Origin of the sequence: Mycolicibacterium confluentis (assembly GCF_010729895.1) — a bacterium.
Taxonomy (GTDB): domain Bacteria; phylum Actinomycetota; class Actinomycetes; order Mycobacteriales; family Mycobacteriaceae; genus Mycobacterium; species Mycobacterium confluentis.
On the sequence record NZ_AP022612.1, the window covers coordinates 5,238,691 to 5,260,623 of the forward strand.

General features: G+C 65.9%; 15 protein-coding genes. 3 read left to right on the forward strand and 12 right to left on the reverse strand.

Annotated elements, in window-relative coordinates; genetic code table 11:
- Nucleotides 1–108: 108 nt before the first annotated feature.
- Both G6N34_RS24615 and G6N34_RS24620 read left to right on the forward strand, forming a co-directional pair.
- Nucleotides 109–1,578: an APC family permease gene (locus G6N34_RS24615; protein WP_085152117.1), complete on the forward strand. Its 1,470-nt coding sequence runs from the start codon at nucleotides 109–111 to the stop codon at nucleotides 1,576–1,578.
- A complete protein-coding gene (locus G6N34_RS24620; protein ID WP_085152118.1) occupies nucleotides 1,575–2,324 on the forward strand; it encodes an IclR family transcriptional regulator in 750 nt (249 codons plus the stop codon). Before G6N34_RS24615 ends, G6N34_RS24620 begins: the two co-directional genes overlap by 4 nt.
- Nucleotides 2,325–2,458: 134 nt before the next feature.
- On the opposite strand, the gene G6N34_RS24625 is transcribed toward G6N34_RS24620, so the two are convergent.
- The 12 genes from G6N34_RS24625 to G6N34_RS24680 all read right to left on the reverse strand — a co-directional run bounded on the left by G6N34_RS24625 (nucleotide 2,459) and on the right by G6N34_RS24680 (nucleotide 21,053).
- A complete protein-coding gene (locus G6N34_RS24625; RefSeq protein WP_085152119.1) occupies nucleotides 2,459–3,766 on the reverse strand; it encodes an NtaA/DmoA family FMN-dependent monooxygenase in 1,308 nt (435 codons plus the stop codon).
- Nucleotides 3,763–5,022, reverse strand: coding sequence for an acyl-CoA dehydrogenase family protein (locus G6N34_RS24630; protein WP_163645504.1), 1,260 nt, complete (start codon nucleotides 5,020–5,022; stop codon nucleotides 3,763–3,765). Before G6N34_RS24630 ends, G6N34_RS24625 begins: the two co-directional genes overlap by 4 nt.
- 83 nt (nucleotides 5,023–5,105) lie before the next feature.
- The gene (locus tag G6N34_RS24635) at nucleotides 5,106–6,008 is read right to left on the reverse strand and encodes an amidohydrolase family protein (protein WP_163645506.1); all 903 of its coding nucleotides are present in this window, start codon (nucleotides 6,006–6,008) and stop codon (nucleotides 5,106–5,108) included.
- A 1-nt stretch (nucleotide 6,009) separates the two neighbouring features.
- The gene (locus tag G6N34_RS24640; RefSeq protein ID WP_163645508.1) at nucleotides 6,010–6,951 is read right to left on the reverse strand and encodes a MetQ/NlpA family ABC transporter substrate-binding protein; all 942 of its coding nucleotides are present in this window, start codon (nucleotides 6,949–6,951) and stop codon (nucleotides 6,010–6,012) included.
- 46 nt (nucleotides 6,952–6,997) lie between these two features.
- A complete protein-coding gene (locus G6N34_RS24645; RefSeq protein ID WP_085152123.1) occupies nucleotides 6,998–7,699 on the reverse strand; it encodes a methionine ABC transporter permease in 702 nt (233 codons plus the stop codon).
- Entirely contained in the window at nucleotides 7,696–8,688 is a 993-nt protein-coding gene (locus G6N34_RS24650; protein WP_085152124.1) for a methionine ABC transporter ATP-binding protein, read from the reverse strand. Before G6N34_RS24650 ends, G6N34_RS24645 begins: the two co-directional genes overlap by 4 nt.
- 435 nt (nucleotides 8,689–9,123) lie before the next feature.
- On the reverse strand, nucleotides 9,124–9,864 hold the full coding sequence (locus G6N34_RS24655) for an ABC transporter permease (RefSeq protein ID WP_276061919.1): 741 nt from the start codon (nucleotides 9,862–9,864) through the stop codon (nucleotides 9,124–9,126).
- Between the two features lie 86 nt (nucleotides 9,865–9,950).
- Nucleotides 9,951–10,832, reverse strand: coding sequence for an ABC transporter ATP-binding protein (locus G6N34_RS24660; protein ID WP_109788494.1), 882 nt, complete (start codon nucleotides 10,830–10,832; stop codon nucleotides 9,951–9,953).
- On the reverse strand, nucleotides 10,829–16,306 hold the full coding sequence (locus G6N34_RS24665) for a type I polyketide synthase (RefSeq protein WP_085152127.1): 5,478 nt from the start codon (nucleotides 16,304–16,306) through the stop codon (nucleotides 10,829–10,831). The genes G6N34_RS24660 and G6N34_RS24665 overlap by 4 nt, the downstream gene beginning before the upstream one ends.
- Before the next feature lie 107 nt (nucleotides 16,307–16,413).
- Nucleotides 16,414–18,177 (reverse strand): NAD(P)/FAD-dependent oxidoreductase, encoded by a 1,764-nt coding sequence (locus G6N34_RS24670; protein WP_235680630.1) that lies wholly within the window; start codon nucleotides 18,175–18,177, stop codon nucleotides 16,414–16,416.
- Nucleotides 18,164–19,474 carry a cation:proton antiporter domain-containing protein gene (locus G6N34_RS24675; RefSeq protein ID WP_085152128.1) on the reverse strand — a complete coding sequence of 437 codons (1,311 nt, stop codon included), beginning with the start codon at nucleotides 19,472–19,474 and terminating at the stop codon, nucleotides 18,164–18,166. Before G6N34_RS24675 ends, G6N34_RS24670 begins: the two co-directional genes overlap by 14 nt.
- 292 nt (nucleotides 19,475–19,766) lie before the next feature.
- Nucleotides 19,767–21,053: an MFS transporter gene (locus tag G6N34_RS24680; RefSeq protein ID WP_085152129.1), complete on the reverse strand. Its 1,287-nt coding sequence runs from the start codon at nucleotides 21,051–21,053 to the stop codon at nucleotides 19,767–19,769.
- Nucleotides 21,054–21,262: 209 nt separating this feature from the next.
- On the opposite strand from G6N34_RS24680, the gene G6N34_RS24685 reads away from it, so the two are divergent.
- Entirely contained in the window at nucleotides 21,263–21,883 is a 621-nt protein-coding gene (locus tag G6N34_RS24685) for a TetR/AcrR family transcriptional regulator (RefSeq protein WP_163645510.1), read from the forward strand.
- The last annotated feature ends 50 nt before the right edge of the window (nucleotides 21,884–21,933 follow it).

Below are 21,933 nucleotides of genomic sequence, written 5' to 3' on the forward strand. Positions count from 1 at the left end.
CCGTAATAGTTAGGTCTGAGCCTGACCGAGCAACCCGCCGAGGTGGATCGGCGGTACTCCCGTCGTCAGAGTTGGGCTGCCGAAATGTCGAGAGACGAGCATCACCTCATGCCCGCACCGGTCAGCAAACCTCCCTTGGTCGCAGCCACCACGCCGGTCAGCGGGCTGTCGCGCCGCACGCTGCCGCTGATCGCCGTGTTCACCCAGTCGATCGCCGCGGTCGCGCCGACCGGTGCGGCGGCAGTCATTCCCGCCCTGGTGATCGCGACCGCGGGCGGAGCAGGCGCCATTCTCGCCTTCGGCGCCGCGGCACTGGTCATCGTGCTGGTATCGGCATGCCTTCGGCCGATGGCCGAGCGTATGGCCGCCGTCGGCGGCCTCTACACCTATGTCGCCCGCGGCTTAGGGCCGCTCGTCGCCCTGCCGACCGGCTTCTCCGCCATCATCGGTTACGCCGCGGTGTCCATGGCCGGACTCGTCGCGGTCGGGACTTATCTGTCGCACATTGCCGTCGCTGTCGGATTGACCTCGTCTACAACGACATTCGTCATTGTCGCGGTGGGATCTGCGAGCGCGGGCGCCGCCACCCTGGTGATGTTGCGCGGCATCCAGATGTCTGCACGAATAACCCTGCTCATCGAGTGTGTGTCGCTGACACTGCTGGCGGTGATCCTTGGCCTCATCGCGGCCAGGCTGCGGTCATCGGACTTCGAGAATGCCGCCTCCGACTGGGAACTCGGACCGCACAACCTGGTCATCGGCACCGTGGTGGCGATCAGCGCCTTCGTCGGCTTCGAGAGTTCCACCACGCTCAGCGGCGAAGCCCGCCAACCATTTCTATCGGTGCCGCGGACCCTGCGCTGGACACCGTTCGCCACCGCGGGCATCTACCTGATCGCGGTCACGATACTGGCCGTCGCCCTGCCCAGTACGTCAGAATCAGTGCGCCACAGTTCGACTCCGCTGGTCGCGCTGGTCGCCGCCGAACGGTCCGCCGCACTGTCGGCAATTTTGGATCTGGCCATTGCCGCATCGTTCTTGGCGTGCACCCTCGCTTCGGTCAATGCGCTCGTGCGGGTGCTGTTCAGCATGGGGCGCGAGGGCGTTGCGCCCAGGGTGCTGGGCCGAACCCACCCCCGGCTGAAAACACCGACGCCTGCGATCGCCATCGCAATGACCGTGGTCACCGTGGTCCCGATGGTCACCCTGGCTCTGGGCGCGCCAGCCGATCAGGCGCTGCGCGCCTTCCTGACCCTCAGCGCCTGCGGTTACCTCGGCAGCTATCTCGCCGGCTGTCTCGCAGCGCCCGCCCTGCTGCGAAGGATCGGAGAATCGACGCCCGGCGTCGTAGCCCTGAGTGCCGTGACGTCAACTCTGCTGGTGCTGTTGGCCGGCACCACGGTGTTCGCCGTGCTCCGTGAAGGCGTGCTGGTGCTCACCGTCTACGCAGTCCTGCTGACACTCGCAGTGCTCTACACCGCCACGCTCCGACTGTTCGCCCCCGCCCGCCTCGCAGCAGTCGGCATATACGACGAGACACAGCGCACCGACCTTCTGAACACGGTGACGTTCCGATGACGGCCCGCCGCGATCCCACCCGCCATCATCCGACCACCGTGTCGAACTCCCTGCAGATACTCGAAGCCGTGGCCGGACTCGGCCTCGGCGTGACGGCCAAAGAGATCGCCGGCGCCCTACACATGCCCCCTGCGACGGCGTACCGGCTCTTGAACGCGCTGGTGGCAGACGAGTACCTGGTCAGAACCTCCGATCTACGGGGCTTCGGGCTGGGCGCGCGTCTGGACGGGTTCATCGCAGCGGCAGCGGCGCCCACCCTGGGCACCTCCGCCCGCAACACACTGGCCCAGATCCGCACCGAATTGCGGTTCGCAGTGCACTTGGTGGCGTTCCAGCAATGGTCCCTGCGCATCGTCGACGCGGACCCGGATCATCCGGTCCGCGCCGAACGTGACCTGGTGCGCCACCTCTATGCCTCATCTGCCGGCCGACTGCTGCTCGCGGACCAAAGAACCTGGCAGAGCAGACTTCCCGCCACCCCGCTGCGCCGGATCGCACCGGCGACTGTCACCGATCTCGCCGCACTCGACATCGAACTCGCGGCCGTGCGGGAGCGGCAGTTCGCCGTGCAGGTTGATCAACTCGAAGCGGGACTGGCCTGCGCGGCCGTGCCGATTCACGACTCCGCCGGCGATGCCGCTGCGGCACTGTGCATAGCCGGCCCGTCGAGCCGGGTCGAGGCGCTGTTGGAGCACATCACCGACTTGCGGTCCTGCGCCGCGGTGCTCGCGCCGTTGATCTTCTAGGTGTCGAGCCGCACAACCTGGGGGCGCTCAATCTCCCTGCTGCAGCACAGCCCGGAGCCGTGGCCGACCTGCGGTGGCGGGTGGCCACCTGGCCACCAAGACCAACGCCATCACTGTCGGTGGCGGCCTCCCGGTTAGCCGACGCCGTACCGCTGACGCAGCGTCGGCTCGTCGTACTCGCGCCGGAAGAGGCCGCGACGCTGCAGTTCCGGCACCGCCAACGCGACGAACCGCTCCAGACCGTCGGGGAAGACGTCGATGTTGACGTTGAAACCGTCGGCGCCGCGCTCCTCGAACCACTCCTCGAGTGAGTCCGCGACCTCGGTGGGCGACCCGATCAGCGTCCGATGGCCCGCACCGCCACGACGGATGAGCTCGCCCACCGCTGGACGTTCCTCGACGTTCAAGTCGTTGACCGCCGAGACGAAGCCGAACATGTTCGAACTCGTCAGCAGATCGTCGAACTCGATGGGAACTGGTTCGTCCCACTGCAGTCGCTCGGCCGGTATCCCCACATGGGCGGCGAAGTGCCTGATCCGCACATCCCGTGGGATCAGCTCGTCCAACGCGTTCTTGCGTGCCCACGCTTCGGCCGCGGTCTCGCCGACCGTGATCTCAACGCCCGGAAGCACGGCGATGTCGGCCCCGCGGCGACCGTGTGCTTCGGCGCGCTTCTTGATGTCGCAGTAATAGCGTTGCGCCCCAGCCAGAGTGAGCTGCGCGTTGAACAGCGCGTCGGCGTGCCGGGCCGCGAGATCGCGGCCCTCTGGCGATCCGCCGGCCTGGACTAGCAGCGGTCGCCCCTGCGATGAGCGTGGCAATGCAAGTGCACCCGCCACCGCATAGTGCGCACCGGCGTGGTTCGGGGCCTCGATCCGCCCAGGGTCCGCGAAGACGCCCGACTCGACATCGGCGATGAGAGCGTCCTCCGCCCAGCCATCCCAGAGGGCCTTGACGATCTCGACGTACTCGGCGGCCTGTTCGTACCGCAGCGCTTTCGGTGGCAGCGGATCCGCGCTGAAGTTGAATGCGGACGTCGGATCGCTGCTGGTGACCAGATTCCACCCGGCCCGACCACTGGACGCGTGATCGAGCGACAGGAACGTCCTCGCCAGCGTCCATGGCGGCAGGAACGTCGCGCTGGCGCTGCCGATCAGACCGACGTGCTCGGTGACCGCGGCGATCGACGACAGGATGACCACCGGATCCAACGACCAGGTGGGTCCGTCACAGATCGAATCGACCGGCAGGGCCAGGGTGTCGGCGAGGAAGACTGCGTCGAGCTTGCCGCGCTCGGCTATCCGCCCGATCTCCTGGTACAGGGCGATGTCGATGAACCCGTGCGGTCGACCGGTCGGCGATCTCCATGCCGCCGGGTGTGAACCCGACGGAAGGATGTTGACGTTCAGGTGGAGCTTCTCATCCTCGGATCTCCGGCTCATCGTGCGGTCTCCCGCAGCGTGGGTTGCACCGAAGGCACTGTGACAAGCCCGATCTCAGTCGGACCGAGGCGCCCCAGCGGTGACAGCGTCACGTCGTTGAGCAGATGGTTGCCGACCTGTTGGAGTCGTTGATCCGCCGGATTGTGCGTGCCGATCGTACGAATGTTCCGCCAATGACGGTCCAGTGCCAGTTCCACACTCGTGGCGGAGGCTCCCCCCACGTCGAACAGTCGGGTCGCGCCACGCAGGGCGAGATCGAGAACGAGCGACTGGATCGAGTAGACCCGAACCAGGGAGTGCTGCGCGGCGCGCAACTTCCGCTCGCCGTCCACACCGGAGTCGCGCAGCAATGCCTGCACCGCATCAAGCTGTCGCGCCTCTTCGAGGATGATCGACCGCACCGACAGCGCAATCCCGTGCAGTTCCCCGACGGTCTCCTGGACCAGGGGATTCCGCCTCGGCTCGGCAACCGCCCCGACTCCGAAGGTCCGCTGGCGCGGTTGAACGTAGGCGACGGCGTCGCGCACGACCGAAGCGCTGATGCCCGCGACGGCCGCCAACAGGTACAGCTGCAGGAACGCCGTCTGGAACGCGTGATCCGGCGCCAACTCGCTCTCGTCACCGACATGGTTGCGGAACGCCACGGGAACGTCGGTGAATCGGGTGGTGCCGCTGCCGGTCAGCTTCTGCCCGAACCCATCCCAGTCGTCGATGATGTCCACACCGGGATCGTGGGCGTTGACGATCACATTGAGCTGTTGTCCGGTGTCTCGGTCGCATCCGGCGGTGACGATCCAATCGGCATACAGACTGCCCGTGCTGTAGTACTTGACGCCACTCAGATAGAGCGTGTTGCCGCGCTGCACAACTGATGCCTGTTGCGCCGGAGTGAGCGCGCGCTCGGAGTAGGCCGTGCCCACGAAGTCTCCACTGGCCAGTGCCGCGATGAGTTCAGGATGATGGTGCGGCGCAGCGACTCGGGAATCCTCGATGAAGTTGAAGTGACCGCGGAAGGCATGTGCGATGTGCGGGTCGGCAGCGGCGAGGTCGATGACGGCGCCGAAGGTCCGGGCGAGATCCCACCCTAAGCCACCCCACTCCTGCAGAAGCCGAAGTGTTCCAAACCCGATCCCCAGCAGGTCGCGGATCTGCCGTCGGGGAAGCTCGCGCCGGTTCTCCCGACCCACGGTGTCGACCTGGACCTCACGTAGGTACTCGGCGAACGTCGCTTCGAAGGCGGCGTCTTTGTCAGTCATCTCGTGGAGAGCTTTCCTGGTTGGCGCCGGCCTGACACATCGCATACGCGCGAAATGCCAGGCCGTGCGCGGGTGAATATCTCTCAGCTGGTCAGACCGCTGAGGTTGCCCGAAAGCACCTGCTCCTGTTCGGACTGGGACAGCCCGATCGACTCCAGGGTCGACTCGGCGACCTCACGAGTGCCGTCGGTGTGGAACGGCCAGTCACTGCCCAACACGACGCGGTCCGCTCCGAGCACATCGACCTGATAGCGGACCGACGGCGCGTGGAACGACGTGGTGTCGAAATAGACGTGGGGGCTGAACCCGAGGTCTTCGCGCAGGCGTGCGATGGGCTCGTGCGCGAACCACAGCGATCCCACGGCCAGGCCGGTGACGACGAGCTTCAGCTCTGGGAACGCTTGTGTGACACCTGACTTGATGATGTTCAGCAACGCGAGGCCGTTGCGATACCCACGGCCCCAGGCGGCCGCTTCGTCGCCGATGCGCTCCCGGATGTACTCCACATCCGGCGTCCACACCGGATGTACGAACACCGGTACTCCGCGTTCGGCGGCGGCTTCGAACGTCGCCCACGTCGACCGATCTCCGAGGTACGTGCCCTGATGCTCGGAGTCCACAACGACACCGGCCAGACCGAGGTCGTCGATCGCGTGCGCGACCTGTCCCTGCGCATCCGCGGTGAAGGCGTCGACCGACCCGAACCCGATGAAACCGGTGCGTTCGGCCGCGTTGCTGGCCACCAATTCGTTGTGGTGCCGCAGTTGTCCGTCGGAGGTCGGCACGCCGGTCCCGTACAGGATCTCTGGAGGCGCACTCAGGACGCGGGTCACTGCGGTGTCACCGCCGCCCAGTTCGGCCAGCGCGTCGAGATCCCCGATCAGTTCGTGGTTCTGGGCTTTGGCGGTGCCGTCCTGCCGAAACCACCATGGATCGACGTAGTGTGCGTGGACGTCGAGCAGAAGAGTGTCGACCGCTGTCGTCATCTCAGCCCTCGCTGTCGGTCGCGTTGGGGTCCAGCGGCACATAGAGTTCCGGATTCACCAGCGGCTGGTCGGTCGCCACCGCGGTGATGATGGTCTCGTACTCCTTGCCCCCACCCTGAGTGAACCACTCCTGGACCCGCGGATCCTTGAACGCCTCGTACAGCTTGACGACGTTCGGGTCGGTGCGACGGTCCTGCGCCACAGTGAGCGGCGGCGAATAGGCGCGCGGCAGAGACACGTTGGTGATCAGAGAAGCCGGGTCAACTCCCTCTCCGCCGGAGAACGTCACGTCGAAGTCCTTATACACACGCGGTTGGCTGCTGAGCTCGATCGGCGTCAGCTGCCAATTGCGGGGGTTGGCCGTGATGTCCTTCACCGAGACGAACAGCGGATCGATCGACTGGTCGAGTTCGATGAAGCCCAGGCGCGCCATGACCTGAAGCTGCTGTGCCTGCACCGAAGGCTCCTGCGGGATGCTCACCCTGGCGCCATTCGGGATCTCGTCGAGACTGCGGTATTTCGGCGAGTACACGCTGCCGACCCACGTGAACACCTCGGCATCGGTGGCGAAGTTGTCGGTGCCGAGTCGCTTGTTGACCTCGGCGGTCCAGTATCGGTGCGCTGCGATGTGCGCGGCGGTGGTGTGCTCGTCGACCGAACGGTAGATCGCGTCATAGTCTCCGTATCCGACGGCCTCCACTGTGATTCCGTAGTCGGGAGCGATCTCCTCGTTGACGTATTCGATGAGATCCTTTGCCGCGGGGACGGAGGTCGAGTAGGCGACCTTAAGGTGGGAGTCGAAACCGTTGTCCTCTTTCCCGGCGAGGGTGACGCCGAGGACGACTGCGACGATCGCGACGACGACACCTCCGGCGATCCACGGCCACTTGGACTTCTTCTGGATGGTGAATCCACCCGGGGTCGTCGGTTCGGTGCTGCTCACTTTCGTTCCTTTCGTGATGAATTGGCTTGGGGTCGAGAGAGTCTGGTCATGGCCGGGTCACCCAGCGCGCGAGCCGGTTTCCGATGAACTGAACCAACTGCACGAGTGCGATCAGGGTGATGACGGTGGCCAGCATGATGTGGTCGTCGAACGCCTGATATCCGTACGCGAGCGCTAGGTTGCCCAGGCCACCCGCGCCGATGGCACCGGCGACCGCGGAGAATTCGATGATTCCGATGACCTGGATCGTCCCGGCACCGACCAGCGCCGGCAGCGCTTCGGACAGCTGAGCAGTCGAGACGGCCTGCGCCTTCGACGCGCCCGCGACGACGCTGGCCCGCACGATCTCGTCGGGCAGTCCGCGCAGCGCGTTCTCGACCAGTCGAGCGAAGTACGGGATACCGGCGATGGCCATCGGGACCACTGCCGCCTTGATGCCCACCGAGGTGCCCACGATGATGCGGGTGACCGGGATCATGAATGCCATCAGGATCAGGAACGGCAGGGAACGCCCGATGTTGACGACGAAATCGATTGCGGAATAGACCTTCTCGTTGGTGAACAGGGCCGATTCACGCGCTGAGGTGTTGTGCAGCACCACGCCGACGATCAGGCCCACCACCAGCACGATCACGGAGGTGACGAACACCATGGTCAACGTCTCGAGAAGTGCCGTCCACAGCGTGGCCGGCACTTCGCTCCACGGAGTGTTGAAATCGCGCGACGCAGTCAGCACCGGTTCGGTCATTCGGCACCGTCCCTGATGACCGCGATCCCCTCGGCTGCCAGGTGGGTCTTGATCGCCGGAATCTTCTCGACGTCGCCGATGCGGATGCGTGCGCGCCCGAACTGCTGATCTCGAATCGGTTCCACCAGCGCTTCGATCAGCTCGACGTCGGTGTTGAAGCGGACGGTGAGGTCGCCTACCCAGGTGCGCGGGACACGGTCGGAGACATACAGCACGTCGAGCAGTCCTGCGGAGTCGACATGCGAGGAGAAGCCGTCCGCCCCCTGTCCCCAGTTCAGCAGTTGGGAACCGACGTGCGACAGAGGGTTGCGCAGCAGCGCAGTCGCGGTGTCGTACTCCAGCACCTTGCCCTCCTCGAGGTAGAGCACCTTGTCCGCGACGGCGCGCACGACGTCCATCTCATGGGTGACCAGGACGACGGTGAGTTCGAGTTCGTCGCGAAGATCCTTGATGAGGTCGAGGATCGACGTCGTGGTCGCAGGGTCCAGACCCGAGGTGATCTCATCGGCCAGGAGCACATGGGGATTCAGCGCCAACGCTCGTGCGATCCCGACGCGCTGTTTCTGACCCCCCGAAAGCTGCCCCGGGTAGTAGTCAGCCCGTTCGGCCAGGCCGACCCGCTTGATCAGAGACGCCGCCTGCTCCGCCATCTGCGTCTTCTCGACCCCCAGATACTCCAAGGGGAGCGCGACATTGGCGCTCACCGTGCGGCGCTGGAACAACGCGGCCGATTGGAAGGCGGTGCCGATCTTGCGTCGCGCGTCACGCAGGCGGCGACGACTCAGCGCGGTGAGGTCCTCGCCGTCGAGGTGGATCGTGCCGGTGGTCGGCTGGACGGACAGATTGATCAGGTTCAGCAGCGTGCTCTTACCGGATCCGCTGGGTCCGACGACGGCCAGGATCTCGCCCTTTTCGGCGGTCCACGACAGCGGTTCCAGAACTGTGGTGTCCCCGTAACTCTTGGACACGTTGTCAATGCGCAGGGACATTCGAATCTTTCTCAGGCTCTCCGTCGGCGGGGATCGACGTGAACTGGGTCGTCGGCTTCGTAGGCGGTTTGATCGCCGCGACGGCTTCTCTGGGCATGCCGACAACCGTTCTCCAAACGAATGCCAGCGCAGCCGGCGACTCGGAAAGTGTTGCGACAGAAGCGCATCACGGAAGCAGTCTTGGTCTCAGCCTGATGCTCAGAGACTCACGGCGTACAGCCACCATCTCCTCGAACTGTGACTGGCGCGATCGGGCTCCTGTTCTACTGTCCCCTGAGGCTGACGTTCAGTGCCGGCGTCGGGCCATCGGTTGCCACCGAGGCACGTCGTCTTCTGTACTGGGCCGTCAGCGTAGAACGGGCCACACCCGACGACGACGGTTTTACTTCACATGACTTTTAGTCGAGGCGGTCGGCGCCGGTTCCCAACGCAGCGTCAGTCCCGGTCCGACCAGCGGAAGACCGCCCGGCATCCGATCAACCCCCCGATGCTCCACGCCATCAGCATGAAGAAGATGCGCCAATGTTCCCAACTCCCTGCGGGTTCGATGGCCACCATCTCCGGTGGCAGCAGCACGGACCTGAAGCCCTGAGCCATCCACTTGACCGGGAACAGCGACCCGATCGCGAGCATCCACGTCGGCAACACCATGAGCGGCACGTAGGTTCCCGACAGGAACTGCAGACCCACGGCCGGGCCGTTGGTCAGCGCCGCGGCCGAGACCGCGTTGCTCGCGAGGTTGCTGATCAGCACCCCCAGCAGCGAGCAGCTGACGACACCCAGCACAAAGACCCACGACAGCGTGAACCACCCGAAGGCACTGGCGGGCAGCCGAAGTCCGAACACCAGCACCCCGACCGCCAGCAGGATCACCGCTTCGGCGAGGCTGACGATGGCGACCAGCATGATCTTGCCGATGAAGTATGACGTCGCCGTGGTCGGAGTTCCGCGGAGTCTCCGCAGCGCCCCGGTGTCGCGGTCGGCGGCGATGCTGATGCCGAGATTGATGAACGAGGTCGACAGGATCCCGTAGGCGAGCATGCTGGCCGCGATCACCGCGCCCGTGCTGATTCCGCTGCCGGGCAGCGGTGCCGAGAAGATCGACCCCAGCAGCAGGCAGATCACCGCTGGCATCGAGAACGTCAGCACCACCTGTTCGGGCCTGCGATAGAACATCTTCAGTTCGGGGACGACTCGGGAGAACCCGATCCGTACCGGCGAGGGGAGCACCCCCCCGCCTCTTTCCACGACGCCAGACGACATCACGAGTGCCCGATCAACTGCAGATAGGCGTCTTCGAGAGTGGGCCGGGTGACGGTCAGTTCGGCCAACTCGGCCCCGTCGCTGCTGCGCTGCCGAATCAGTTCAGTGGGTGAGATGGTGTGTTCAATGTGGACCCGGTCGCCCTCCACCCACCGGACCGTCGCGGTCATGTTGACGTGCCGGGTCAGGCTGGCCGGCGAATCCACCGCGACGACCGTGCCTTCGGCGATGACGGCGACGCGATCCGCGAGTGTGGCCGCCTCTTCGAGGTAGTGGGTGGTCAGCAGGATTGTGGTGCCGTCGGACGCCAGAATCCGGATGAGGTCCCAGAATTGGCGCCGCGCCTCGGGGTCGAATCCAGTGGTCGGCTCGTCGAGGAACAGCAGTTCCGGACGGCCGATGATGCCGAGAGCGACGTCGAGGCGGCGGCGTTGCCCACCCGACAGGGCCCTGACCCGCGACCCTGACGCCGCGCTGAGACCGACGAGGTCGAGCACATCGTCGAGGTTCCGCGCGGTCGGATAGCAGCGGGTGAACATCTGCACGGTTTCGGCGACCGTGAGCATTCCGGCGTCACTGACCTCCTGCAGCACGATGCCGATGCGTGCGCGCCACCCCCGACCGGCCTGCCCGGGGTCTACGCCCAGGACCCGCACCACTCCGGCGTCCCGTCTTCTGTTGCCCTCGAGGATCTCGACGATGGTGGTCTTCCCCGCGCCGTTGGGGCCGAGGATCGCGAACACCTCGCCGTAGCTGACGTCGAGATCCAGGTCCCGCACCGCGGGCGTACCGGCGTAGGACTTCGACAGCCCCCGCACGTGCACTGCCGAACCCGCGCCCGTGGGGGTTACCGTCGTCGGCCTGGTCTCGGAGCGTGTCACGGACGAGGCCCACTCGCATCGGGTTCGGCGGATTCGGCCTCGAGTTCGGCCAGCAGGTCACGCAACTCGGCATCGGACAGGTCCTTCATGAGCAGGTCCACCTCGTGGACTTCTGGTGGCGCCTCCTCGGTGGCCCCGGCGGGCGCCTGACCGTGGATCGACTCGAGTTCACCGACGATCCGAGCGGACAGGGAGTTCACGCTGACCCCGCGCAGGATCTCGAGCACCGGCAGGTCGATGGAGAACGCGGTGTTGATCCGCACCCGGAAGTCCATCGCCATCATGGAGTCCAGACCGATGTCGTCCAGCATGTCGCTGGGTTCGATATCGGCTGCGGCGCAGTCGAACACGGCGGCCACGATGCTGCGGACATGATCTGCGACCAGCGTCGGCCTGTCGGTCGGGGCGGCCGCCGCGAGCAGGTCGAGTGTCGAGGCGCCATCGGTGGGGATGTCGACGGTCTGGTCGGACTCGAGCTCGGAGAACATCGGCGGCACCCGCCCACCGAAGCCGGCTTGCCGGGCGCGGCCCCAGTCTGCGCTGATCGCAACGATGTTGGGCAGCCGCTGGTTGATCACGCGGTCGAGGATCCTGGCTCCCACCGCGGGGGTGATCAACTCGATCCCCCGCTGCGCGTAGATCTTCTCGAGTTTGAGTTCTTCGACCATTCCCACCGACCACGGCCCCCACCCGATGGTGAGGGCAGGCAGTCCCTCCGCCCGCCGGTGGTGCGCGAAGGCGTCGAGGAAGGCGTTGCCTGCCGCATAGTTCCCCTGTCCTGGTGCGGCGATGGTGGATCCGGCCGACCCGAACATGACGAAGAAGTCCAGCGCGTGCCCGCGGAATGCGTCGTGCAACACCCGGGTGCCGGTGATCTTCGGGGCGACCACCTCGGCGTAGTCGGTCTCGCTCATCTTGACCAGCAGTTGGTCCCGCACCGCGCCTGCGGCATGGATGACTCCGCGAATTGGCCGGCCACCGCTTCGGGTGTGGTCGGCCAGCCAGGCCGTCACCTGGTCAGCGTCGGTGACATCGACACCGGCCGAGGTGACGTGGGCGCCGTGACGTTCGATCGCCCTGATTGCGGCGACGGTGTCGAAGTGGGGATCATCCTCGGGAAGTGCCGCCCAGCATTCTCTCGGTGGCAGCGGTGTTCTGCCCAGGATGGTGATGTGCCGCGCGCCGCGTTCGGCCAGGAACCCGGTGACCACGCGACCGAGCGCCCCCGCTCCCCCGGTGACGACATAGCTCGCGTCGGCAGTGAGCTTGGTGGGGAAGGGTTTCGTCAGGGCCTCGCAGCGGCGCAGGCGCGGCACGAACGTCTCTGCACCGCGGATCGCGATCTGGTCTTCGGCCTCGTCGCCGAGCACATGCTCGCAGATTCGCGCAGCGGTGTAAGCGTGGTTGTCGGCGGCATCCACGTCGATGAGTCCACCCCAGTGCTCGGCGATCTCCTGGTGGCCGATCACTCGCCCGAGGCCCCAGATCGCAGCCTGGTCGATCCCGGTGAGCGCGGCGCCGGGCGCGGGTTGCGCGTTGGCGGTGACGAGGAACAGGCGCGGCCTGGCGGTGACGTGTCTGGAGAGGGCCTTCACCAGGCGAAGGACGGTGAATGGGCCAATCTCATCCGCATCGCCTCGCCCGCAGGACATGTCCACCGGCCAGCAGTCGATCACGCCGGCCACGCCGCCGTCGGCGGCGATCAGTTCATCCCAGTCGAGGTCGGCAGACTCTCCGTCGGACGGGTGTTCCACCGCGTGCACACGGTGGCCGCGGACGTTCAGTTCCTCGGCGATGGCGGCGCCCATGCCCGACTCGTCGGCGAGGACCAGCCAGGATGTCTGCTCACCGGTGACCTCATGCCTTGGCTCCGTGGGCTTTTCGACCCAGCAGAGTTCGTAGAGTCCCTTGTCGATGTGGTCGGGGGACATCCGCGACGAGGCACTCAGCGACTGCACGGTGAACCCGTCGAATACCGCGAGGGTGTCACCTGCGTGGTCAGAGATTGTGATGTCGCACTCGACCTCGTCCTGGGTGGCCGACAACACGTTGACGTGCACGGTCATGCGTTCGGCTGGGGGTCGGTAGACGGCGCAGTGCCGAATCCTGGTGGGGAGGAAGGGGTCCTCGCTCTCCTTCTGACCGGAGAAGGGTGCACCGAACAGGGTCTGGAAGGCGCCGTCGATCAGGGCGGGATGGAACCGATAGTCGTCGAGCTGGTCACGGACCGCGGCGGGTACGGTGATCTGCGCGACTGCCCAGTCGTGACCGGCCGTCACGGCCGAGACGCAGCGGAAGGCCTCCCCGTAGTCGAACCCGAGGGATTGGGTGCGGCCGTAGAACTCCTCGCCGTCAGTGAACGTGACCGATTCCTGCCGCGCCGATGCTCCGCGGACGGTGCGTGGCACGGTGAGCGTGTTGAGTTCGGCGTTGGCGGTGATGGCCCACTTCAGGTCCCCGTCGCCCGTCGCGGTGAAGGCCGCGAACTCGACGGTGCCGTCGTCCTGGTTCAGCGTTGTGCGGATGACGGGATCGCAGGTGTCGTCGAGGATCACGGCGCGGTGCAGCACGAGGTTGTCGACGCTGTGATCTGACCCGTACGTTTCGCGGCCTGCGGCCAGCGCCATTTCGATGTACACCGCGCCGGGCAGGACCACGCTGCCCTGCACTCTGTGGTCGGCCAGGAATGCCGTGGTGAGGGTGCCCAACTCGGCCTCCCAGGTGGGGTGCACGGCGCGCACCGGCTGGCCCAACAGAGGGTGCACGGGCCTGTAGTACAGCGCCTCCTCAGCTTCGGGGGTTTCGTTCCAGAATCGTTTCGTCTGCCACGGATACGACGGGAGCTTCAGAAGTCGTGCGCCGTCGCGGGAGTGCAGCGCACTCCACGCGATGTCGTGGCCCTGGCAGTGCAGTGCGCCTACGCAGTTCAGCAGTGTGCGGGCGTCATCGGTGTCGCGTCTCTGCGTCGCCAGGACCGACACCCGCTGAGAGCCGGCAGTTTCGAGGATGGACGCGGCAAGAACGGGGTGCGGACCCAGTTCGACGAAGTGGGTGTAGCCGTCGTCGAGCATTCTGCGCAGGGCCGGCTCGAACAGGACGGTGGCGCGGGTGTTCTGCCACCAGTAGGCCGCACCGGCGTCGTAGCGGTCCAGGATTTCGCCGGTGACCGTCGAATACAACGGTAGGGCAGCCGCTTTCGAGGACAACCCGGCGAAGGCCTCCACGAGGTCGTCTTTGATGGCCTCCATGTAGTGGGTGTGATACGGCACCTTCACCGCGAGGTGCCGGTTGAAGATCTGCGCCCGATCCAACTGCCGTGCGAGCCCCTCCAGAACCTCGCCGTCACCTGCGACGGTCACCGCCGACGGACTGTTGATGGCGGCCAATGAGATTCGGCTGCCGAACTCGTCGCGCACCTTCTCATCGACGGTCTGCATCAGGCTGTCGGCGTCGAGACCGACGGCCAGCATGCGACCCTGCCCGCTCGTACGCTGCTGCAGTCGACTTCGGTGATACACGACGTGGACGGCCTGCTCGAAGGTCAACAGACCGGCGAGATGATGGGCGGCCACCTCTCCCGCACTGTGCCCGATCAGTGCATCTGGCGTGATACCGAGATGTGCCAACTGCTCGGCCAATGCGACCTGGACTGCGAAGTTGGCGGGTTGTGCGATCTCCGTTTCCGCAATCCGAGAAGAGGTTTCGTCACGGCGGAGTTCCTCGAGAAGGGACCAGTCGGTGTATCGGGACAGTTCGCGGTCGCTTCGGTGGATGCTTTCGGTGAACACCGGGAGGACGTCCAGCAGATCACGGCACATACCCCACCACTGGGGTCCCATCCCAGTGGACACGAAGGCGATCTTCGGCGTGGCCGGAGCGGCTCGTTCGATCGCGCTGCGACCGGAGTCGGCGACGGCTTGAAGCTGCTGTCGCGCGTCATCGACGCTCTCGACGATCAGGGCATGCCTGTGACTGAGGTGGGCGCGTCGGCGGCTGAGGGTGTAGCCGAGATCCACCAGAGTGGTGTCCGGGTTGTCGCCTAGATGCTCGGCCAACCGACCGGCCGTCGCCGCCAACGCCTCCTCGCTGCGCGCGGATATCGGCAGTAACGTCGGCGCCAGCGGTTTGGACGACTCGGTGTCGGATGGAACGGCAGGCGGTTCAGCAAGCACCGCATGCGCATTGGTGCCGCCGAATCCGAATGAGTTGACGCCGGCCACGCGACGCTCACACTCGGGGAAGGGCCGCCCCGAGGCGGGGATGTCGAGCTTGAGGTCCGGCAGAGACACGTGTCGCGTCGGTGTCTGAAGGTGCAGGTTCGCCGGGATGTACCCGTGTTTGAGCACCAGTGCCGCCTTGATCAATCCGGCGACGCCGGCGCCCGCCTCAAGGTGACCGATGTTGGTCTTCACCGATCCGATCAGGAGCGGGTGCGATGACGCTCGTTCGGAGGTCAGGGCGTGGGCGAGCGCCCGCATCTCGATGGGATCGCCGACGGGCGTGCCGGTGCCGTGGGCCTCCACGTATCCGACCTCGGTCGGATCGACGTCAGCGCGGCTCAACGCGGTCCTGATCGCGGACTCCTGGGCCTCCTCGTTGGGCACGGTGATGCCGTCGGTGTGGCCGTCCTGCGACACGGCCGTGCCGAGGATCTGCGCATAGATGTCGTCGCCGTCGTGCAGCGCCTGGGCGAGCGGTTTGATGACGACCACCGCGCCGCCCTCTCCGCGGGCGTAACCGTCGGCCGAGTCGTCAAATGCTCTGCTGCGCCCCTGCGGACTGAGGAATCCGCTCTTCGATTCGGCGATGGCGGTGTTCGGGCCGATCATGATGTTGACCCCGCCGGCGAGTGCGACGGTGCACTCGCCGTTCCAGATGCTCTGCGCCGCAAGGTGCACCGCGACGAGCGAACTGGAGCATGCGGTGTCGATCGTCATGCTGGGGCCGCGGAAGTCGAAGGCGTGCGAGATGCGGTTGGCCAGCATCGTCATCATCATCCCGGTGGCCGAGTGCGTTTTGAACCTGTAACGACTGGTCCGGCCCTGGTTCTGCAGAAGCTGGTAGTCGAGGGTGAACCCGCCGATGAAGACTCCCACCTCGGTGCCCGCCAACTCATCGGCCGGAAGGCCCCCATCCTCGAGGGCCTCCCACGTGACCTCCAGCAGGAGGCGCTGCTGCGGGTCCAGGGAATGTGCCTCGCGGGGCGAGATCCCGAAGAACTGCGGGTCGAATTGGTCGATCTCGCTGAGGAATCCGCCGCGACGGGTGACGATCTTGCCGATCTTGGCCGGGTTCGGGTCGTGGTAACGCGCGGCGTTCCAACGCGTCTCGGGGACGTCGCAGGTGGCGTCGGTCTCGCTGCACAGCAGATCCCAGAAGCGCTGTGCGGAGTTCGCGCCTCCGGGAAGGCGGCACCCCACTCCGACGATCGCCAAGGGCTCATGACTGCTGGAGGGTCGATCGGTCACAGGCATGGCACTCCCCTCGTCACGTGACACGGCTCATGAGTACTTCGTTGCCGCGTCGACGTTGGATGGGTACCCGCTGACACTCTGCGCAACCTGCGCCACGTCGTGACGGGTCAGGTCGCGGCCAGCACCGTCGACGGGGTGATGATCCAGTCGCTGCTGAGTGGATTGGTCGGATGCTCGTCGCGGTGGATGGCCCGAAGCTCGCGCAGCAGGGGGTCCCGCTGCCATGCCTGCACCTGGCGTACCACGGCGTCGTCGTCGAACCTCACCGATGCGTCCATCAGGACGGTCTCGATGAGTTGACCGGCGAGTTGGCGCAGCAGCCTGGCGTTGGCTTCGAACTGCTCGGTGAAATTCGGACTGGGTCCCATCATCGCCGTGTGCAGGGTGACCATGAAGTTCAACGGCCGGTAAAGATCGACGAAGGGCACTGTGACGGCCGGATCCGCCACGGCGGCCCACTCCCGAAAGAAGCGCTGCAATCGATTGCTGAGCGCAATGAGGCCCTCCAGATGAGGCACGAACTCTGGATCGTCGGCGACGCGGACGAATCGGCCGTTCACGTAGAGCAGGCCGATGAAACCCCAGTAGAACGCGACGTCCCAGATGATCTTCGCCGACATCACCGCCGGTGTGCCCATGAGGCTGTACTGCCCCTGATACACCGCGAGCCACATGTCGGTCAGTGAGCGGTACAGCGAATCGCTGATCGCCGACCGGGCGACGACATCCTCGCCGTCGAGTTCGCGGGTGATCATGTCGGTGATCAGGCCGTTGCCGATCGCGACCAGGTCCAGCCCCGATGAGTACAGCGGATCCAGGAACACCCCGGCATCACCGGTCAGGCACCAGCGCTGCTGGCCGTCGAAGACCTTGGTCGCGCCGTGGCTGTACCGCTTCATGACCCGGAAATCCCTGATCTGGTGGTCATGTTCGGCCAGGACCGCAGCGCACTGCGGTTCGTGCTGACGAAGCCAGGACTTCGCCTTGTCCAGCGTGTTGAACTCCTCGAACGCATGGAATGCGGGATCGGCCACGATGCCGACGCTGGTGGCGCCGGACGCGAGGCGGATCAGCCACACCCAATAGCCTTCGCCCATCAGGTGGTTCGTGGACAGCGCTCGGTCACCCTCGACCAGGCGCTGCTGCCACGTCGGGTCGTCGGTCCATCCGCCGACATCGATCTCCGTCTTGACCCGCAGCCACACCGCGTTGCAGTGGTGCTCGTTGGGCCGCTTGAGATCGAGTTGTCGAGGCAGTACGCGGTTTCGCCCTGACGCGTCGACCACCCACCGTGCCGTCGTCTCCTGAACGTCGGCATCGGTCTGGTAGGCCACGGTGTCGCTGTCGGGCCCGAGTTCCACCGACCGCACCCGCCCGCGCGCGATGACCACGCCTGCGGCCACGCATCGCTGGTACAGCTCGTTCTCGAGCCTCCCGCGGTCGATCTGGTAGGTCACCTGCGGGACGAACGAGGAGCTGCCCAGCTCCATCCGTTCCGCGATGTCGCTGTTCCCTTTGTGGGAGAAGAACATCCGCAGGCCCATCTTACGAATATGTGACGTCGTGAGGTGATCGGCCAACCCGATGCGTTCGCGCAGGTAATGCGCCGACACCTCGACTGTGGACTCGCCGACGGTGTGGGTGATCTCGGGGACCGGACGGGAGGCGGGATCGATGAGCAGGATGCGCGTCTGGGGCCGCTGCCCTCGGATCTCCAATGCCAGCGTGAGGGCCGCGGTCCCGCCGCCGACGATGACCACATCGTGATCGCCTGCAGGCGTTGCAGATTCGGAGACACGATCCCTGATTCTCCGCGCGAGGGCCACCCGCGTCGCCGCGTCCAAGTTCGCCAGCTGACTACTCACGTCCACGCGAATACCCTTGTTCGACCGGCACCAACCCGCCGGTGTCCTCGGCGGTGGCACCACCGTCCGGCGCCCTGCGGTGGCGTCCGTAGACAAACTCGAACACCGGGGAGGCCATCAGAGTGGTGGCGATGGCGACCAGCACCAGGATCGCGAACAGCGTGGGCGTGATGATGCCGGCCTCAAGCCCGATGTTCAGCAGGATGAGTTCGATGAGCCCGCGGGCGTTCATCAGGGAACCGAGGGCGACGGATTCACGCATCGGCACCCTGCTCATTCGCGCCGCCACCGCACACGCGACACCCTTCCCCACAACCGCGACGACCAGCAGACCCAGGGTCACGGCCCACAGCATCGGAGTGTTCACCAGCCCGATCTGCGTGTTCAGACCGGAGTAGACGAAGAACAGCGGCAGCAGGAGCCTCGTGGTCAGCGGTTCCAGCTTGTCGGTGAGTTGTCCCGCGAAGAACCCCGACGGCATGGCCGCGCCCAGGATGAAAGCGCCGAAGATCGCGTAGATGCCGATGGTGTCGGTGAACCAGGCGCACGCCATCAGCAGAATCAGCACAGTGCTGAGGGCCGAGGGGGAGATGGCCTGTCGCTGTTCGGTCGCTCGGCCGAGTGCGCCGAGCGCTCGGCGTCCGAACGTGAGCAGTACCAGGGTGTAGACCAGTCCCCCGACGATCGCGACGATCGCCATGGTCGGACTGCTGCGGTGCACGGCCAGCACGACAGCCAGGACGCACCACGAGATGGCGTCGGCCGTGGCACCACAGGCCAGCGCGAGTGTGCCCAGGGAGGTTCCGGACAGCCCCTTTTCGAAGATGATCCGGGCGAGCATGGGGAATGCGGTGATCGCGATCGATGCACCCAGGAACATCATCGCCATGCCGACGGAGACGCCGTCGCCGAAGAACACCCCACTGCCGAGCAGGGGTACTGCGGCCAGCGCTCCCAGCGCCAGCGGCACCAACGTGCCCGCGATCGACACCGCGGCGGCGGTCCCGGCACGTTGTCTGACGTGGTTGACGTCGAAGTTCAGCCCGATGATGAACATGTAGAGAACCAGGCCGATCTGCGCGGCGGTGTACAGCACGATGTTCGCCGTGCCGGGCGGGAAGAGGTGGTGTTGCAGTTCAGGCGCCACCCGGCCCAGAAGCGACGGCCCCAGCACGACGCCGGCGATCATCTCGCCGACGACCTGCGGCTGACCGATGCGTTGCGCCACCAGACCGGCGACCCGGCAGGCCACGAGGATGACGGCCAACTGCAAAAAGAAGTGGATGGCGGTGTCGGCGGGCACAGGTCAGGACCACCGGTGCGATATGCCGGTCGGCGGAAGTGGCTCTCTCAGCGACGCTGGATGCGGCACTCCGCCAATGTAACTCCGGCAGACAGCGCCACCCCGGCGACGGACATCGGTCCAGCGCCACCGCGGAACGGCATGTCCGGCCGCACCGCACAACGCCACCTCCGGCCGAACTCCCCTGTGTACCAGTGCTTTCAGTTAACCAGCGCCCGGCCGCGCGGAACATCGCCAGTACCGCTCCCGGCACCTGCGAACCCGTCACCAACTCGTAATATCGCAGCGCCCGTCACTCATGCGCCAGATCGCGGCCCCGCGTCTCGTTGACTCGCCAGATCGCCAGGATGGTGACCAGACCGCAGCCGGCGGCAATCACGATCAGTGGCGTGCTCGAGACCTCGTCAGCCAGCATCGCGCTGGCGATCAGCGGGGTGAATCCCGCACCCAACAGCGCAGCGAACTGGTACCCCATCGACGCTCCGGTGTAGCGGGTCGCGGTTCCGAACATCTCGGAGAACAACGCACCCAGGGGCGCGAACATCATCGACTGCAGCACCTGCGCGAACATCATCGCGACCAGAAACAGGGTGTAAGACCCCGTGTCCACCAGCGCGTAGAACGGCCACGCGTAACAGACGATGCCGATGGCGCCGGCGATCACCACGACACGGCGGCCCAGCCGATCCGAGGCCGCCGAGAACGCGGGGATGGTCACCAGGGCGGTCGTCGACGTGACAACAAGTGCGGTCATGACGTCGGTGCGGCTGTATCCGATCTGGGTGGCGTAGCTGATCATGTACGTGCTGATCAGCGCGGTCAGAGCGAAGGGCCCGATGCCGACCGCGCAGGCCAGCAACAGGTTTCGTGGACGACGCAACACCTCGACCAGTGGAGCCCGCGCCGCCGAAGGCGACTCGTGGGCCTGTTCGAACACCGGACTCTCCGTGACCGAGAGCCGGACATAGATCCCCAATGCCAGCAGGACCACACTGAGAAGGAACGGCACTCGCCAGCCCCAAGCCTGAAAGTCTTTGTCCGGCATAAGGGTTATCAACGTCACGACGGCCACCGACAGCAGCGAACCGATCGGCGAGCCCATCTGCATGACGCCGTTCCACATGCCGCGCCGATCGGGGTCGGCGTGCTCGGCCACCATCAGGGTCGCGCCACCCCATTCGCCCCCGATGGCGACGCCCTGGATCACGCGTAACGCAACCAGGAGAACCGGCGCCAGAACGCCGACCGACGCGAACGTCGGCAGCAGCCCGATCAGAAAGCTGGCGCAACCCATCAACACCATCGTGAGAACCAGCATGGACTTCCGGCCCACCCGATCACCGAAGTGCCCGAACAGGATTCCACCGACGGGGCGCGCGACATACCCGGCGGCCAACGTCCCGAACGCGGCGATGGTGGCGACGGCGGGGTCCGAGTCCGGGAAGAAGATCGTGCCGAACACGAGCGCGCTCATCGTGCCGTAGACCAGGAAGTCGTAGTACTCGATGGTGGTCCCGAGCAGGCTCGACAATGCCACGCGCCGGATCGAGGCGGAGTCGGCCGAGACGGACGCGGTCATCCGACGAGCTGGGGCGTTGATCGCGACGGCACGGCCACATCGTGGTTCGACAGTCCCGCTCGGGCAGAAAGGTGTCTCGCTCAGCGGGATGTGGCGTCGACGACACCTGTAACACCGGAAGGTCGGAACTGTTCCGGTGACCGAGAAGTGTTCATCCATCTGGCCATGGCGTGGCTACAGTCCGAGACCATCAGAGCAGCGGAGGGGAATTGACTCAGACTGATCGCGGGCAACGTCGCGACCGAATCCTCAAGGCCGCGTTGGCGCAGGCCGCCGATGGTTACGACGCGGTGCAGATGCGAGCTGTCGCTGACTCGGCGGGAGTGTCCCCGAGCACCGTCTATCACTTCTTCCCGTCGAAGGACGACCTGTTACTGGAGTGCCTGCACCATTGGCTGACCACGTGTGCGGCCAACACTGCACCCGGCTTCGCCGGAGCGGATGATCCGCACGGTCGGCTGATGTCCGTCGTGGGTTCCCTGACCGCGCAGTTGTCCTCGACCCCGCGACTCGCCGACGCCCTGACGCGGGCGTACCTTCACGCCGATGGGCTGGCCGCCGGCACAGCCGAACTCGTGCGGGACGCGCTGGTGAACCTGTTCGCCGAGGCGATGGCACACGCTCAGGCAGCAGGACACGAGTATCACCGACAGGTCGCCGGATTGGTGGCTGACGTGTGGCTCACCAACGTCCGGGCGATCGCACAGGGGCGCACAACGGCGCAGGACCTGCAGCGCAGCCTCGCCCGAACCGTCTCGATCATCGCCCGGAACACCGGTGGCCAGGCCCCGGCACATGGCCTTGCCGACCTGGCGGTGCTCGGGGCCTGACCCGCCCGCTCGATCTCGGCCCAACGGACCAACCTCCCACTCACCCGTCG

What these genes read in the sequence shown, in the direction of transcription:
- G6N34_RS24615 (WP_085152117.1), top strand. Translation starts at nt 109, where the DNA reads ATGCCCGCACCGGTCAGCAAACCTCCCTTGGTCGCAGCCACCACGCCG.
- G6N34_RS24620 (WP_085152118.1), top strand. Translation starts at nt 1,575, where the DNA reads ATGACGGCCCGCCGCGATCCCACCCGCCATCATCCGACCACCGTGTCG.
- G6N34_RS24625 (WP_085152119.1), bottom strand. Translation starts at nt 3,766, where the DNA reads ATGAGCCGGAGATCCGAGGATGAGAAGCTCCACCTGAACGTCAACATC.
- G6N34_RS24630 (WP_163645504.1), bottom strand. Translation starts at nt 5,022, where the DNA reads ATGACTGACAAAGACGCCGCCTTCGAAGCGACGTTCGCCGAGTACCTA.
- G6N34_RS24635 (WP_163645506.1), bottom strand. Translation starts at nt 6,008, where the DNA reads ATGACGACAGCGGTCGACACTCTTCTGCTCGACGTCCACGCACACTAC.
- G6N34_RS24645 (WP_085152123.1), bottom strand. Translation starts at nt 7,699, where the DNA reads ATGACCGAACCGGTGCTGACTGCGTCGCGCGATTTCAACACTCCGTGG.
- G6N34_RS24650 (WP_085152124.1), bottom strand. Translation starts at nt 8,688, where the DNA reads ATGTCCCTGCGCATTGACAACGTGTCCAAGAGTTACGGGGACACCACA.
- G6N34_RS24655 (WP_276061919.1), bottom strand. Translation starts at nt 9,864, where the DNA reads ATGTTCTATCGCAGGCCCGAACAGGTGGTGCTGACGTTCTCGATGCCA.
- G6N34_RS24665 (WP_085152127.1), bottom strand. Translation starts at nt 16,306, where the DNA reads ATGCCTGTGACCGATCGACCCTCCAGCAGTCATGAGCCCTTGGCGATC.
- G6N34_RS24680 (WP_085152129.1), bottom strand. Translation starts at nt 21,053, where the DNA reads ATGACCGCGTCCGTCTCGGCCGACTCCGCCTCGATCCGGCGCGTGGCA.